Below are 15163 nucleotides of genomic sequence, written 5' to 3' on the forward strand. Positions count from 1 at the left end.
TCGGGCAAGGGGCTGCCAGAACGCTCTACCGAAATCGGCTCTCAATAACTCAAGCAACGAGGCTGACCATGGCGGACACGATCTCTCAGGACGAAATCAACAGTATTCTCTGGCGCGCGTGCGACTCCTTCCGTGGCACCGTGGATGCCACCGAGTACAAGGACTACATCCTCACGATGTTGTTCGTGAAGTTTGTCAGCGACGTGTGGAAGGACCATTACGAACAGTATCGAAAGCAGTTCGGCAACGATGACGAGCGTATCCGGCGCAAGCTTGAGCGCGAACGGTTCGTCCTGCCCGACATCAGCACGTTCGACTACATCTATGGAACGCGCGAGGCGCCGAACCTTGGTGAAGTGATCAATGAAGCGCTTGAGCACCTTGAACTCGCTAACAAGGCGAAGCTCGCGCACGTCTTCCGCAACATCGACTTCAACAGCGATTCACGCCTCGGAAACACCAATAAGCGTAACCACATCCTGAAGAACCTCCTTGAGGATTTCGCCAATCCAAAGCTCGACCTGCGCCCGTCGCGAATTAAGAATCTTGACGTTATTGGCAATGCATACGAGTACTTGATTGGCCGGTTCGCCGGCGATGCAGGGAAGAAGGCGGGCGAGTTCTATACACCACCCGAGGTGTCGGTCCTCATCGCGAAGCTTGTAGCACCGCAGCCCGGTGAGCGCGTCTACGACCCGGCGTGTGGCTCGGGCTCGTTGCTAATCAAGTGCGCTGCGGAGGCGGGCTCGCACAACATCGCCATTTATGGCCAAGAGGCAATCAGCAGCACTTGGGCGCTGTGCATGATGAACATGTTCCTGCACGACATGACCATTGCCCACATTGAGTGGGGCGACACGCTGCTTGAGCCGAAACACATAGCGGCTGACAAGCTGATGACGTTCGAGGTGGTCGTAGCCAACCCGCCGTTTTCCCTCGACAAGTGGGGGGCGGAGCGTGCTGGCGAGGAAGCACGTCATTACAACCGTTGGCACCGCGGTGTACCGCCGAAGAGTAAGGGAGACTACGCATTCATCAGTCACATGATCGAGTCCACAACACCGGGAACCGGGCGTGTGGCGGTCGTCGTGCCGCACGGCGTACTTTTTCGAGGCGGCTCTGAGGGCGAGATTCGTCGCAAACTCATTGAGGAGAATCTCCTTGATGCTGTGATAGGCCTCCCCTCCAATCTCTTTTTTGGCACTGGCATTCCCGCTGCGATTCTTGTCCTTCGTCGAGATCGTAGTAAGCGTACCGACGTACTCTTTATTGATGCCTCGCGCGAGTTCGAGGACAGCAAGAATCAGAAAAAGCTCCGCGTTGACGTCGAGGTGGCGAAAGTCGTTGCCACTTATGCAAAGCGCAAGAACGTCGATAAGTACGCGTACGTTGCCCTGCGCAAGGAAATTGAGGTGAATGACTTCAACCTCAACATCCCGCGCTACGTAGACACGTTTGAGGCCGAGGATGCGGTTGATCTCGCGGCAGTGCAGACCGAGATTGACGGAATTGAGATTGAGCTAGCGAGAGTTCGAAAGGAAATGGCGAAGGCGTTGAAGGAGCTGGGATTGTGAAAGAGCGTGACACGAATGCCGAGGCCGAAGAGTGGCTTGAACTGTCGCTAGAGCAAGCGTGCGGAAAACCGATCGTGTACGGCATCGTGCAGGCAGGTCCTAATTGCCCCGGAGGAGTGCCCTACATCAGGAGCACCGATGTCGGTCAACCACTTGACGCAGCTAGCCTACTGCGCACGACGCCTGAGATTGCTGAGAAATATCGACGCTCGACCGTATCCGCAGGAGACATTGTCTTCTCGCTTCGCGGCAACATTGGCGAGATGAGCATTGTACCCGCAGAACTTGAAGGCGCTAATCTCACTCAAGGCACTGCTCGAATTTCTTCGTCTAGTGTCGTGCTGGGAGAGTTTCTCTTCTATGCGCTCCAGACGGAGGCCGTTCAACGAAGCCTGTATTCAGTGGCGAAAGGGAGCGCTCTTCAAGAAGTGACGCTCAATGATCTGCGGTTGATCTCAGTCTTGATTCCGCAGTCTCGCATCTTGCAGAGGTATATTGCTGAAGCTCTTGGGAATTGGGATCGAGCGATTCAGTTGCTCGAATCTTCAATAAAGCAGCGGGCGCGGCTTCGGTGGGGCTTTATGCAGAAACTGCTCACCGGCAAGCGCCGACCGCAAGCACTCGGTGCAAAGTGGAGCACAATCACGTTGGCGGAGTTCTTCGAGGAGTTCTCGGAGCCCAACAGAGATCGGCGAGTGCAACTGCCCCTTTCGTGCTCAAAGCTGTACGGTGTGATTCCGCAGGCCGAGCGTTTCGAAAAGCGCATGGCTTCAGCAGACCTCAGCAGGTATCAGGTCGTCAGACGGAACAATCTTGTCTATGACCCAATGCTACTTTGGGATGCCTCAATAGGATTCGTCGAAACTGTCGACGAAGGCGTAATTTCTCCCGCCTACAATTGCTTCAGATTCAAAGGAGATGCAATGGAGAGGAGCTGGTTTCGCTACCTTTTCCAGACGCATTACATGAAGCACCAATACAAAGTAATCTCTCAGGGAACAAACACGCGGCGCAAGAAGGCGCCAGCAGGTGCGTTCCTCGGAATCACGATCGAAATGCCGACCGACGCTAGAGAAATCAAGCAAGTTGTCGCTTTTTTGGAGAAGGCCGATCGTGAGATTGCGTTGCTCAAGAAGCTTCTCGCGGCTTACCGCCAGCAAAAGAAGGGCCTGATGCAGCAACTCCTGACTGGGAAGCCGTGCGTACATGCGCCCCTTACAAGCCGCGCAGCAGGATGAGGTGACCCGATGGCGCTCTCCCTGTATCTCGAAGACCTCGACAGCCAACTCCCGGCGGTGCAGTTGCTGCACTCACTCGGTTGGCAGTACATCAGTCGCGAGGAGGCGTTGCGGCTGCGCGGCGGGCGTCAGGACCAGGTGGTGCTCACGGAGGTGCTGCGCCCCTGGCTTGAGCACAATAATCAAATCGAAGCCAAAGGGAAGACGTTCTCGTTCTCGCCTGTGCACCTGTCGGAGGCAATACGACGACTCACCGACGAGCCGTACGAGGGCCTAGTCCGTACGAATGAGAAGATCTACAACCTGCTCACTCTAGGTACGAGCGTCGACGTGGAGGTCGAGAGCGATCGAAAAGGGCGCCAGATTCATTACATCGACTGGCTCGACTCGAAGAAGAACGTCTACCACGTCACCGACGAATTCTCAGTCGAGCGCTCGAAGTCACACGAAACCTCTCGCCCTGACCTCGTGCTCTTTATCAATGGAATCCCCGTTGTGGCGATCGAGTGCAAGCGCCGCGATATGGATCAGCAAGCCGGGGACAAGGCTATCGAGCGCGCTATTAAGCAGCTCATCACGTATCAAAAGGACGACCATATCCCGCGGCTGTTCCAGTACGCGCAGCTCTTGTTCGCGACGAGTGTGAACGACTGCCGTTACGGCACAGTGGGGACACCGATGAAATTCTGGAGTGTCTGGCGGGAGGAGGGGGACTACGAGCAATCGGTGCACGCCGCCGTCAATCAGCGTCTGCCTGAACCTGTCGAGGCAGCGCTATTCGCTCCGGCGGATTCAAAGCACGCCAAGGCGTATAGTGCAGCTCGCCTGTGGTGGCGGGAGCGCATGCTCAACGGAGATCGGCTGCCGACGGAGCAGGACAGGACTCTGTGGGCAATGTTGCGGCCGACGCGGCTTCTCGAATTCATCCGCGACGCTGTTGTCTTCGATGCGGGCGTTCGGAAGGTCGCTCGCTATCAGCAATGGTTCGCGGTCCGGGCCACCCTCGACCGCGTGACCGGCATGCACGAGGGACTCCGCGAAGGCGGTGTCATCTGGCACACGACTGGGTCGGGTAAGTCTCTTACGATGGTCATGTTGGCGAAGGCCATCGCGCTCCACCCAGGGATCAAGAGTCCGCGCGTCGTGCTCGTCACCGACCGCGACGACCTTGATCGGCAACTCGCGGACACGTTCGCGGCGTGCGGCAAAACGGCCGAGCGTGCGCGCACGGGCGAGCACCTCGTCCGGCTCATTACCGAGAACAAGGCCACAGTGATCAGCGCGATCATCAACAAGTTCGCCACGGCCATGGCCAAGCACCAGGCGAAGGACCAAAGCACGAATATCTTCGTGATGGTGGATGAGGGCCACCGTTCCAACTACGGCACGTTCGCCGCGCAGATGCGGCGCGTGTTCCCCAACGCCTGCTACATCGGGTTTACCGGCACTCCGCTACTCAAGCGGGAGAAGGACACGGCACGAAAGTTCGGTGGCTTCATCCATAGTTACTCGATGAAGCAGGCCGTGGACGATAAAGCTGTTGTGCCACTCATCTACGAAGGGCGGATGGCGCTTCTGCAGCAGAACGATAATGCTGTGAACGCATGGTTCGACCGGCTCACTGAAGGACTCACACGCGCTCAAAAAGCAGAGCTCAAGCGAGGTCTCGCCCGGCGGGAGGTTCTTGAGGAAACGCCGGAGCGCATCAAGCTCATCTCCTACGACATCAGCCAACACTACAAGAAGAACTTCCAAGGTCGCGGGCTCAAGGGACAGGTGGCCGCACGTTCTCGAACAAGCGCAATCCGCTATCGGCGCTTCATGCAAGAATTCGGGCTCGTTCGCGCAGAGGTGATCATGTCGCCGCCAGACCTGCGGGGGGACGCTGAGTCTATCGAGGAGGACCAGTCGCTCGTCGAGGCTTTCTGGTCAGAGATGATGAAGCGCTTCAGGACTGAGGAGGACTACAACAAGCAGATCAAGGCGTCATTCGCCCGCGAGGATGGTGAGGTCGAACTCATCATCGTTGTCGACAAACTGCTCACCGGCTTCGATGAGCCGCGCAACTCCGTGCTCTACATTGATAAGTCACTCCGCGAGCACAACATCCTTCAGGCGATCGCGCGTGTGAACCGACTGTTCTCCGGAAAGGACTATGGCTACATCGTCGACTACCGTGGCATCCTCGGCGAGCTGAACGAGGCGATGCAGACCTATGAGGAGCTCGCAGGCTTTGACGCCGCCGACATCGATCTTCTCGGCTCGGTCATCGACATCAGCAAGGTCATCAAGGATTTGCCGCAGCACCACGCTGATATCTGGGCGGTGTTCAAAGAGGTGCGCAACAAGTCGGATAATGAAGCGATGGAGCGGCACCTTGCTCCCGACAACCGGCGCGAGGCTTTCTACGCGGCCCTTCGATCCTTCCAGAAGACACTCTCGGCGGCACTCGCGTCGGAGCGCCTCTACGACCTTGTCCCGAAGCAGCGAGTCGACGCATATAAGCAGGACTTCAAGCGGTTCGTGTCGCTCCGCGCCTCCGTACAGAGCCGCTACGCTGACCGCGTCGACTACGGTCAGTACGAACGCCAGCTCAAGAAGATGATGGAGAGTCACATTCAGGCGCCGGAGGTGAACATCATCACGCCAGAGGTGAATATCTTCGACGAGGAGGCGTTCGACCGTGAGGTCGAGAAGCACGAAACGAAGGCGTCGAAAGCCGATACCATCGCCAATCGGATCAGCAAGACGTGCCGCGAGAAAATGGAGGAAGACCCTTTCTTCTACATGAAGTTCGCAGCACTCGTGCAGCAGGCGATCGATGACTATCGCGAGGCGCGCATCAGCGAGCTTGAGTACCTCAAGCGCGTGGAAGAGTACCTTGAGACGCTCCGACAGGGCCACGAGGAGGAACTGCCAGCCGAACTCGACGGCGCCGAGCACGTAGAGGCTCGTGCGTTCTTCGGTGTCCTCGGCGAGGCGCTTGAGAGCGCGGAGGTGACAGGAGCACCTACCGGGAAAGCTGGACATCGTGAACGCCGTCGGCTGGCAGCACGGCTCGCATTGGAAATCGTGCAGGCCGTGAAGCAGAGGAAGATACGAGACTGGGCGAAGAGCCCTGATGCCGTGAAGAGCGTCGAAGATTCCATTGATGACTACCTCTTCGACGCGCGCGCGCGGAACGGCATTGGTTGGTCGACGCAGGACATTGATCGTGTCCTCCAGCGCGTCATGGCGATTCTGAAGAAACTCGCGACAATGGCGCACGCCTGACATGCCTTCCGACCACGTCAAATGGGGCGAGATCAACATCGCCTACAGCTATCGCTACACCCGCAGCCGGACGCTGAGCATAACGATCCACCCCGATCTCGCCGTCGAGGTGGCGGCGCCTGAGGGCACGTCCCGAGACGTGATCCGCTCTAAGGTGTTGAAACGTGGGGCGTGGATTGCGAACGCATGGCGTGAGTACTCCCGATTCCACCCGCTCCAGCCGCCTCGGCAGTACATCCCCGGAGAAACTCACCGTTACCTCGGACGCCAATATCGGCTGCGCTTTGTCGAGGGGGTGGAAGTCTCCGTGGCGCTGCGGCGCGGATACCTCGATGTCACATCACCGGGTCCTCCGACCAGCGAGCTGCTGCGCCCGCTCGTGATCGCCTGGTACGAGCAACGTGCTGCGGAGATTCTCCGCGAGCGCTTCGACGCGTGTTACCGCATTTCGGAGTCACATAGAATCCCACCACCGCGACTCGCCGTACGGGCAATGGCGACGCGATGGGGCAGTTGCTCGAAGGGTGGTCAGGTGACGCTGAACCCCGAGTTGATCAAGACGCCGAAGGACTGCATCGACTACGTGATCACCCACGAGCTTTGTCACCTCGTCGAGTACAACCACAGTCCACGGTTTTGGAAACTTCTCCAGAAGCTGATGCCAGACTGGGAGGAACGGCGGGAACGACTAAACAGGATAGCGGATATTTGATGCTGGGCCGGCACCAGCTTCCCGCTGAGGCCCCTGCTGGCGCTGCGCAGGTGCGGAGCAAGCAGCGCGCTGCGCGGTTGGACTGGGCGACGCTGCTGAAGCGCAGTTTCGACTTCGACGTCTGCGTGAGCGGTATCTTCTCTCGAGGTGCCTTGCGGCCCCGGCTTCCCACCCCCTGCCGCCACTGGATGAAGGACATGCCCGCTCGACGTGCCCCATCTTGGCAACCCGCGCTCCTGCTCGTGGCAAGCGCCCTGCTCGCGGCCTGCGCCAGCGGCCCCCGGCGCCCCCGGCGCCCCCGGCGCGAGGAGCTGCGCCTGGACACGGAGACCGCGCATCGCCTCCGACATGCGGCCCTTCTGGGCAAGGGCGCGAGTGCCCTGGCCTCGGGCGCGGCGCGAGCCATGGGCTCCAACCTCGCTGAGTTGGTCCCTGATCTCCTCGGGGTGCTCGGGAGCGAAGGCGCGGTGGGGGAGCTCGAAGAGCGCCTCTGGGAGTGCGCCAGGCAGGCCGAACGCAAGGTGAATGGCCGCTATTTCGGCAATCGGGCGCCGACGCGGGCGGAGTGCGGCGAAGAGGTCAACGTGGATGGCTGCGGCGAGCGAATCACCCGGGCCATGCTCCTGGGACAGCAGAAGCATGTCCTGGCCCTCCAGTGTGCTCGCGAGGTGCTGGAGGAACTGTGGCCCGCGCCGTTCAGCGTCGAGCAGCGCTACCGCTACTACCCGAACGCCCGGTTGCTGGAGACCGTGAGCCGGCAAGAAGAGGCGCGCCTCATCAAGGAAGGATGCACGAAGGAGCTGTGGCGCACCATCAAACCGGACCTGGTGCTCCATGCGGACGGAGACCTGCTGCGCTCCGTGCTCACCCTGGACTTCAAGTTTCCCTGTCCCAACACCAATGAGCCCAGGTGGACGCGATACGGAGAGAGCAGCGCCTATGCCAACGCCAACCAAGGCGAGGTCTACGAGGACGCACTGGGGGGAAAGCCCTTTCTCCTTTCGCCCGGCCTGGGGGTGGCTCCATGAGGAAGGCTATTCCCGTCATCCGCATTCCGAGCATGCGCAGCGATGTCGAGGTTCGCGACGGCGTCATCCTCTGCTTCTTCATGCGCTGCTCGCACGGAGACGTGGCTTCAGCGATGTGGCGCGCCCTGCAGGCCTACAGGCGTGCCATCTCGCCCAACGCATTGAACTGGTACGGCGCGGACGATGGAGACACCCTGCCGTTGGACGACAAGGGATGGGAGCACATCCGCGAGAGGATGCTCGAGCGGCCATGGGCGGGCGCCGCGCGGCACGTCTCGCTGGCCGAGGCGACTGGCGAAGCGGGCGGGTACCACTTCAACTACGATGGCCGCCAGCTTGAGCATCCATTGCACTGGCGCAAGAAGGGCGCCACCAGTGCGGTGTCCTTCTCGTTTCCCACCGAGTACCTCCTGGAGCACGGCCCCGCGCACCTGCGTGCGCTGGCCCTGGAGCTTGGCCGGGAGCTGCCCTTCAGCTTCGGCTACGCCAGCCTCGCCTTCGTCTCGCATCCCGGGCTCTGGCACGGTGTCCGGAAGCAGCTCGTCGGTCTGCTGGAGCGCTACCCGGGGCTGGACCTGTACCTGCTGAGTGAGACGGGCAACGTCATCGGTACCGGGGCGCGGGGGGCGTACTGGATGACCTTCCTGGGCCCGCCGCTGCTGAACCAGCTCGGCGGTCAGGAGGCGTTGCGCGAGCAGCTCTGCTTCCCGGAAGTCACATTCGAGCCAATGGAGAGGGAGCGGCTGCTGCTGACGCTGGGGGAGTGGCCGGAGGCCATGGACACGGAGAAGGGGCCCCCTCCCGCGCAGTACCGGGCGCTGGCGCGGCTGCTGGAGCCGTACCTCTGCGAGGAGGGCGGCCTGTGGCCTCCCATGACTCGCGAGTACATGCACCACTGGCTGCGCCGGCTCTGCCGGTAGTCCACGGGGAACGGCGAGTTGCGCGGGGCGCGACGCATGGAGCGGCGGGGCGGCCGCCGCACCCCGGGCTACGGGGCGTCGTCAGCGAGCGCCGCGGGACTCGAGGTGGGCGGGCGCGGATTGGGGACGGCGGGCGTGTAGCAAACGCCCTGGTGCACGTAGGCGTCCTCCTTGCCGCAGTCCTTCGGCTCCAGGGTCAGCTTTATCCAGCAGCCGCCATTGATGGGCACGTGGAGCTTCCCGGGGCAGCGGCCGTTGGCATCCGGGCGCCGCTGTCCTGGCAGGGGCCTGGGGGGCAGCTCCGCGGCGCTGGTCGACCATGCAGAGGGAGTCCGGGTGAGAGGCACCGGAGCCGTCAGCGCGGAGTCCCCGACGGCCACGGTGCCGCCGTCCTTCGCCTCCTCGGGCGCTGAAGCGGAAGCGTGCACCTTCCCGGACTCCTCCACGGGATGAGCGCTCAGCCTCCACCCGGCTCCCAGCGCCAGGGCTCCGCCCAGGCCGGCTGCCACGAGCCACGGGCGCCTGGAGCGGCCAGCCGCTTGAGGCAGGACGTGACGGAGCGCTGCCCTGGCCTCCACGGGCCGAGGTGCCTCCAGGACAAAGAGGGGCACATCCGCCTCCGGCCCCGCCGTGTCCGCGGCATCCTCCAGCGCCTCGGCGAGCTCGCGGGCACTGCCCCGTGCCTCGGGGCTCACGGAGAGCATCCGGGACGTCAACGCGCCCAGCGCCTCGCAGTGGCGGGCGTTGAGCGCTCGCGCGGACGGGGGGCTGGCTTCCTCGACGTGCCCGGAACCGGACGCCGGGTCCGGCGGGGGAGGGTACTCGCCGGTGAGCAGCCGGAAGGCGGTGACGCCCAGCGCGAAGACATCATCCGCCGGTCCTGGCGCGTAGGGGACGGCCGGGCCCTGGAGGGGGAGGCTCGCGGACCGCCACGCCTCCGGGGAGCGGTAGGCCGGAGTGCCGGGAGGAAACGGCGGCGGCGTGAGCGTGGCGGCACCCAGGTAGTGCCCGGCGCCGAAGTCGGTGAGGAAGACCCGGCCCACCGCATGGCTGATGAGCGTGTTGCCACCCTTGACGTCTCGGTGAACGCCGCCCGCGGCATGCGTGGCCTCCAGGGCCCGCGCGAGGCCTGCGAGGACGCGGAGCACCTGGCGCGAGGAGGGCCGGTGCTCCATCGCCCAGTCGTACAGCGAGACGCCGTCCACCAGCTCCATTGCGAGGTATGGGTAGGCGTGGCCCGCCGGGTGTCGCCAGACGCCGTGGTCCACGAGGCGGGGGACGTTCGGGTGGCGGATGCGGGAGAGCAGCTCGACCTCGCGTGCGAAGCGCTCGTCCCGGGGGTACAGGGCCAGCTTGAGTGCGACGGGGCCAGGTGCCGGCTGCGCGCCCACGGCCCGGTAGACGGCGCCGCAGGCCCCTCGCCCGCGTCGCTCCAGCACGCGCCAGGGCCCCACCCACGTCCCCGGGGGAAGGCGCGCCGGGTTCAGGTCGGCAGGGTGCATGGGGCTCCCGAGGCGTAGCGCGGTCCGTTCCGCGCGCGGAGGAGGCTACTTGAACCGCGCGAGCCGCGGGGGCGGGGTTTCACCGCGCAACGAGCAGGGATGGACATGTTCCGCGAGTACACGCACCGCTGGCTCCGCCGGCTCTGCTAGTGAGCGGTATCTTCTTGAGGTGCCTTGCTGCTTGTCCGTCTTCACCCGACGGCTTCGCGTGGCGTACATGGGCGCAAAGTTGGGGACGGCCACCACCACCTCATGGCCCAACGCCTCCAGGCCTCGGGCCACCCACTCGCTCTATCACCGGTGGTCCTTCCGTGGCGTCGTGGGGCGCCGGGCACCTGGACGTGTACGTCGGGGGCACCGACAACGCCCTGCACCACCGCGCCTTCAACGGCGGCTGGGCCGGCTGGGAGTGGCTTGGCGGTGAGCTGACGTCCTCTCCGTCCGTGGCGAGCTGGGGCAACGGCCGCCTGGACATCTTCTACCGCAGCCCGGACGCCACGATGCGCCACTCCTGGTACAGCAACGGCTGGTAGGCGGCTGAAGTCACGGCCTTGGCCCGCGGCACGTGCCCCGGGCCAGGGCCGGAAGACTGGAACAGAGACGCGGAGCCGGTCGCGAAGGCACGCCCCGACGCGGCACTCGCGCAGCTCCGCGGAGACCTCGAGCGGGCCGCCTCCCGGGTGTGTCCGCCCGCCCTGTCCGACCGGCGCGATGACTTGGTGCAGACCGCCATGATTCGCGTCATGGAACTCCAGCGCCGCGCCCCGGACCCAGCTCTCACCCGTCTATCTCTACCGCGTCGCCTACACGGCGCTCATCGACGAGATGCGCAGCCAGGGCCGGCGAAGGGAGGTGGCGATCGAGGAGGTGGAGTCGCTGCCCCGGCAGCCGGCGGCACCGGGAGACCCGGAGCGGTCCGCGGGGGCCGCACAGATTGGCCGGGCGGTGCGTGACTGCCTCCTGCGGCTGGTGCAGGACCGGAGGCTCGCGGTGACGCTGTACCTGCGGGTGGTGGATTCTGACGCCCTGAATTTCAAACCAGTCTTTGAGTGCCTGTTCTTGGGGGAAGATGTGGTGCTTTCCCTTCGACCGGGCGTGAGCTGGTGTGACGGCGGGATGATTCGGCCCGGGGCGCCGTTCCAATTGGGAAAGAGCATGACAGCGCCCTTCGGCAGGTTTTGCCCTACGCCCGAATTTCGCCGGAGCCCCCTTCCCGGTGCCGCAGCAGCCGCGGGCGCGCGCGCGGGAGGGAAGCGCGCCAGCTCGATTTCTCCGGGCAGCTCCCCGCATCGGTAGAAGCCGCAGACGTTCTCCATACACAGGAGGGAAATGCACTGGTCGTTAGCAAACCCCATCACTCCGGTCTGTCCTGACGAGAGGTGCGGCAAAACCCTGTCGTGGCGCCTGCCCGGCACGCCACGACGAATCAAGGGTTTGGACTGCCAGGGAGTCAGGCCGCCGCCTTCCGGTGCCGCTCGTCCACCCACGCGACGACGTCCGGGTAGCTGCTCTCCACCCACCGGCGGAAGCGCTGCGCCTGGGAGGGGTAGTTGCCGTCGGCGTCCATGGAGGGGAGCTGGCCGAAGAACAGCGAGTGGAGGCGGTCGCCCAGCGTGTACATGTCCGTGGAGCCGTTGTTGTTGGCCCGGGACAGCTGCTCGACGAACCCCTGGAAGTTGGCCCCCGTCATGCCGAAGGCGGAGGCCGCCTGGGCGAGCGTGTCGATGTAGCCCCGGTGGCCCGAAATCTCGAGGTGCGCGCCGAGGAACTTCTGGATGTCCTGGGGTGACATTCCCAGGTTCCCGCCCAGCCGCTCCGCGAGGAGCTCGGGGTCGGACTGGATGAGGCTCTCGGCAAGCGCCGGGTCCATGCCGCTCTGGACGAGCAGCTCCTCCTGACGCTCGCGGTGGATGAGCTGGTCCGGGTCCAGCGTCTTCACGAGGATGCCGCCCGCGAAGAGGGCGGCCCCGAGGAGCTGCAGTCCGGGCGTGACGCTGGTGAAGGCCGCCGCGGCGAGGATGGTTCCGCCCGCGGCCTGGGCGAGCGACGCGCTGGCGGAGAAGTACTTGCCCTCCTTTGCGGCCTGGAAGGTCTGCATGACGTCACCCACCGCGCCGAGGATGGCGCCGACGGCGGACAACCTTCCCAGGGCCTTGCTGGCGGTGGCGCCCTTCACGAGGACCTCGGAGAGGTAGTTCACCCCGTCCGCGCCCACGCTGAGCCCATCGCCCACAATCTTGATACGCGCGGCCATGTCCGCTTCGGACCACTGGCCGGCATCCCCCACGAAGGCCGAGGTCGCGATGACGACGCCCAGGCCCCGCAGTGCCTGCCCACCGGCGGAGTCGGGGCGGCCGATGAGCCCCGCGGACTGGTCGCGCATCATGCTGTCGAGCGACTGCATGTTCCGCCGGTACTGCTCGAGCGGCATGTTCGGCTTCAGCGTCTGCAGCACCGACGTGTACTTGCGCATGTCCTTGGGGTCCATGCCGTACAGGTGGGCGTACTGCGCCAGGCCCTCGTAGATGTTCCGGGCCGTGGCCACGTCGCGGATGCTGGCGGCCTTGATGGCGTCGCGGCCCGCGGCCTTGACCAGCGCGACGGCGAGCTTCTCGTCGAAGTCCTTGCCGTCCTTCATCTTCGCGACGACGTCGAAGAAGACGGGCCGACCCTGGCCCTTGGCGTTGAGCTGCGACGCCAGGTACTCGGCGCCCGAGTCCGTCTCCGCCAGCCGGGGCAGCGCACGCGCCAGTTCCTCCACGCGCGGGTCGTCGGGATGGATGGGCACGCCATCCGGCGCGGCCTTCGACAGCAGCGCGCCGAGCCGCTGGAACTCGGCCACGTCCTTCTGGCGCTCGGGCGTCATGAAGGTGGAGATGACCTTCTGCTGCTGCTCCGGGGTGAGCACCTTCGCAGGGCCGCTGAGCAGCTCCGTGAGCTTCTTCTGGTGCTCCTCCGCCTTCTCCGCGGCGACGGTGAAGTCGGAGCGAATCTTGTCCACGGACTTCCACACCGTCTCGTGGAGGGCGTTGAGGTCCTTCGCGAAGGCAGGGGTTCCACCCACCGGGAGGGCCACGGGCCCGTCCTTGGCGCCCCCCATGTCCACGGCGAGCCGCGAGCCGACGCCCGCGTCGATGCAGTTCTTCACCGCGCTGAGCAGCACGGGGTTCTGCGTGAAGCCCGGCTGCATCCTGCTGACGAAGTACTCACCCACCCTGCCGGCGGCGGGGTCCTTCATCGCCTCCGCCGCGCGCGCGAGGCTGTAGTACGTCTGGTACTTGATGGCGGACTCCTGGCCCGAAAACTTCGCGAGCACCAGCGAGTCGTTGAGGTCGGGCGGCTTCTGCGGCGGCGGCGGGTGGAGCTGGCGGTCCGTCTCCGGTGACACGCCGTCGAAGAAGTCGCCCATCTTCTCCAGTGACGGCTTCGCGGCCTCCACCAGCGCCTGCTGGTAGGCCGGGTCCGGATTGCTGACCACGAGCTGCTCGAACTGCCTCGCGCCCTCCTGCAGGCTGCGCTGGAGCGTCTTCTCCAGCGCCTTTGCGTCCTGCTGTGCCCGCTCGGCGGGCGTCGCGCTCGTGGCCTGCGTGGCGACGGTCGCCTTCGCGCCGGTGCTGGCGGTGGTGAGGCCGGGCTCGGGGATGGGCAGGCCGGCGGCGGCGTTCTTCAGGAGGTCCACCACGCCCGCGTCCTTCCTCGGAGGCAGCGCGGAGGCAGCGGCGGCCCCCGCACTCGCTCCGGCTGCGCCGGCACCGCGCGAGGCGCCCTGCAAGGCATTGAAGGACGGCTGGCCGCCGGTGGGCGAGAAGAAGACGCTGAGTTGCTGGCGCGTCATCGCCACCGGGCCACCGGTGTGCAGCGGGTCCGCGACGAGGTACTTCCCGTCCTGCGTCTTGCCGAGGATGGCGTTGAGGTGGCCGACGTCGCCGTTGCCCATGCGCTCGGGGAACTGCGAGCGCCAGGACGCGTTGGTGGCGCCATTGGCGATGACGGGGTTGCCCGCCGCGAGCTGCTGGTCCAGCGACTCCCAGCCCTGCCCGTAGCGCGAGGTGAGGCCCGCGCCCTTGATGCCGTCGGACACCATGGTGCCGCCCGTCAATTCATGGTCGCGGTCCAGCAGCGGCACGCGCGCGCCATCGGACGCCTTCACATAGGTGAACTCCGACTCGCGGCGCGGGCTCATCAGCGCGCGCGCATGGTCCACCTGCTGCTCCTTCGTCAGCCCCGGGGGCATGTGGCCCGTATACGCCAGGGACATGGCGAGGCTGGCGGGTCCGCAGTTGGTGCTGCCGCGCGGGCCGGACCGGTTGTAGTCGGAGGTGAACTGGGTGATGAACGCGGCCTCCGCGGACATGGCCGCGCCCCCCGTCTTGCCGCCCGCCTGCGAGGAGCGCGTGAGGGCCTTGGACAGCGCCTCGCGAGTGCCGGCTTCGTAGCGGCCATCGGAGGAGACTCCGCTGTCCTTCTGGAACTTCTCCAGCGCGGCCTCCGTCTGCGGACCGAACAGGCCCGGCCCGGTGGCCACCTGCTCCTTCGTCAGGTAGCCCAGCTCGACCAGGGACTCCTGGAGTTGCTGCACGTCCTTGCCGGTGTCGCCGCGCTTCAGGTCCTTTTCCGGGACGGGCCAGGGCTCCTCTGGAGGTGGCTCGGGAGGAGGAGGCGGGGGCGGCGGACGCAGCCTGGGGGCGGAGGAAGAAGCAGATTCCTCCTCGAAGCTGGAGGCGTCGTCATGCCCCGTGGCGCGAGTCCCGTCCTCTTCGTGGACGACCTCGCGCTCGGGGGCTTCGCTTCGCTGGACGCTTCCCGCGTCCTGGGACGAGTAACTCTGGGTGGAAGGAGAAGGACCGTCGACGCGCATGGGGTGTGGGCTCCTGGGACAGCAGGATTAGGCACTCCGGTTGTCGGACGTGACACCG

General features: G+C 64.7%; 9 protein-coding genes and 1 pseudogene. 7 read left to right on the plus strand and 3 right to left on the minus strand.

Annotated features, from left to right (window positions below):
- Window positions 1–68 precede the first annotated feature (68 nt).
- The 6 genes from OV427_RS28280 to OV427_RS28305 all read left to right on the plus strand — a co-directional run bounded on the left by OV427_RS28280 (window position 69) and on the right by OV427_RS28305 (window position 8745).
- The gene (locus OV427_RS28280) at window positions 69–1574 is read left to right on the plus strand and encodes a type I restriction-modification system subunit M (RefSeq protein ID WP_267859297.1); all 1506 of its coding nucleotides are present in this window, start codon (window positions 69–71) and stop codon (window positions 1572–1574) included.
- The gene (locus OV427_RS28285; RefSeq protein WP_267859298.1) at window positions 1571–2812 is read left to right on the plus strand and encodes a restriction endonuclease subunit S; all 1242 of its coding nucleotides are present in this window, start codon (window positions 1571–1573) and stop codon (window positions 2810–2812) included. Before OV427_RS28280 ends, OV427_RS28285 begins: the two co-directional genes overlap by 4 nt.
- Before the next feature lie 9 nt (window positions 2813–2821).
- A complete protein-coding gene (locus tag OV427_RS28290) occupies window positions 2822–6085 on the plus strand; it encodes a type I restriction endonuclease subunit R (protein ID WP_267859299.1) in 3264 nt (1087 codons plus the stop codon).
- A gap of 1 nt (window position 6086) precedes the next feature.
- Entirely contained in the window at window positions 6087–6797 is a 711-nt protein-coding gene (locus OV427_RS28295; RefSeq protein WP_267859300.1) for a M48 family metallopeptidase, read from the plus strand.
- 197 nt (window positions 6798–6994) lie between these two features.
- Complete coding sequence (locus tag OV427_RS28300) at window positions 6995–7825, plus strand: hypothetical protein (protein WP_267859301.1); 831 nt, start codon at window positions 6995–6997, stop codon at window positions 7823–7825.
- On the plus strand, window positions 7822–8745 hold the full coding sequence (locus tag OV427_RS28305; protein ID WP_267859302.1) for a DUF3396 domain-containing protein: 924 nt from the start codon (window positions 7822–7824) through the stop codon (window positions 8743–8745). Before OV427_RS28300 ends, OV427_RS28305 begins: the two co-directional genes overlap by 4 nt.
- 68 nt (window positions 8746–8813) lie before the next feature.
- On the opposite strand, the gene OV427_RS28310 is transcribed toward OV427_RS28305, so the two are convergent.
- Window positions 8814–10247: a serine/threonine-protein kinase gene (locus OV427_RS28310; RefSeq protein WP_267859303.1), complete on the minus strand. Its 1434-nt coding sequence runs from the start codon at window positions 10245–10247 to the stop codon at window positions 8814–8816.
- A gap of 311 nt (window positions 10248–10558) precedes the next feature.
- Here OV427_RS28310 and OV427_RS28315 point away from each other — a divergent pair, with 311 nt between their 5' ends.
- On the plus strand, window positions 10559–10780 hold the full coding sequence (locus OV427_RS28315; RefSeq protein WP_267859304.1) for a hypothetical protein: 222 nt from the start codon (window positions 10559–10561) through the stop codon (window positions 10778–10780).
- Between the two features lie 478 nt (window positions 10781–11258).
- On the opposite strand, the pseudogene OV427_RS50610 reads toward OV427_RS28315, so the two are convergent.
- Window positions 11259–11587: pseudogene (locus OV427_RS50610) on the minus strand (TIGR02269 family lipoprotein); the annotation flags it as partial.
- A 110-nt stretch (window positions 11588–11697) separates the two neighbouring features.
- Window positions 11698–15105: a peptidoglycan-binding protein gene (locus OV427_RS28325; RefSeq protein ID WP_267859306.1), complete on the minus strand. Its 3408-nt coding sequence runs from the start codon at window positions 15103–15105 to the stop codon at window positions 11698–11700.
- Between the last annotated feature and the right edge of the window lie 58 nt (window positions 15106–15163).

Source organism: Pyxidicoccus sp. MSG2 (assembly GCF_026626705.1).
Lineage (GTDB): Bacteria > Myxococcota > Myxococcia > Myxococcales > Myxococcaceae > Myxococcus.

Excerpts from the sequence above, each read along its gene's own strand:
- OV427_RS28280 (WP_267859297.1), top strand. The coding sequence starts at position 69 with ATGGCGGACACGATCTCTCAGGACGAAATCAACAGTATTCTCTGGCGC.
- OV427_RS28290 (WP_267859299.1), top strand. The coding sequence starts at position 2,822 with ATGGCGCTCTCCCTGTATCTCGAAGACCTCGACAGCCAACTCCCGGCG.
- OV427_RS28295 (WP_267859300.1), top strand. The coding sequence starts at position 6,087 with ATGCCTTCCGACCACGTCAAATGGGGCGAGATCAACATCGCCTACAGC.
- OV427_RS28300 (WP_267859301.1), top strand. The coding sequence starts at position 6,995 with ATGCCCGCTCGACGTGCCCCATCTTGGCAACCCGCGCTCCTGCTCGTG.
- OV427_RS28305 (WP_267859302.1), top strand. The coding sequence starts at position 7,822 with ATGAGGAAGGCTATTCCCGTCATCCGCATTCCGAGCATGCGCAGCGAT.
- OV427_RS28310 (WP_267859303.1), bottom strand. The coding sequence starts at position 10,247 with ATGCACCCTGCCGACCTGAACCCGGCGCGCCTTCCCCCGGGGACGTGG.
- OV427_RS28325 (WP_267859306.1), bottom strand. The coding sequence starts at position 15,105 with ATGCGCGTCGACGGTCCTTCTCCTTCCACCCAGAGTTACTCGTCCCAG.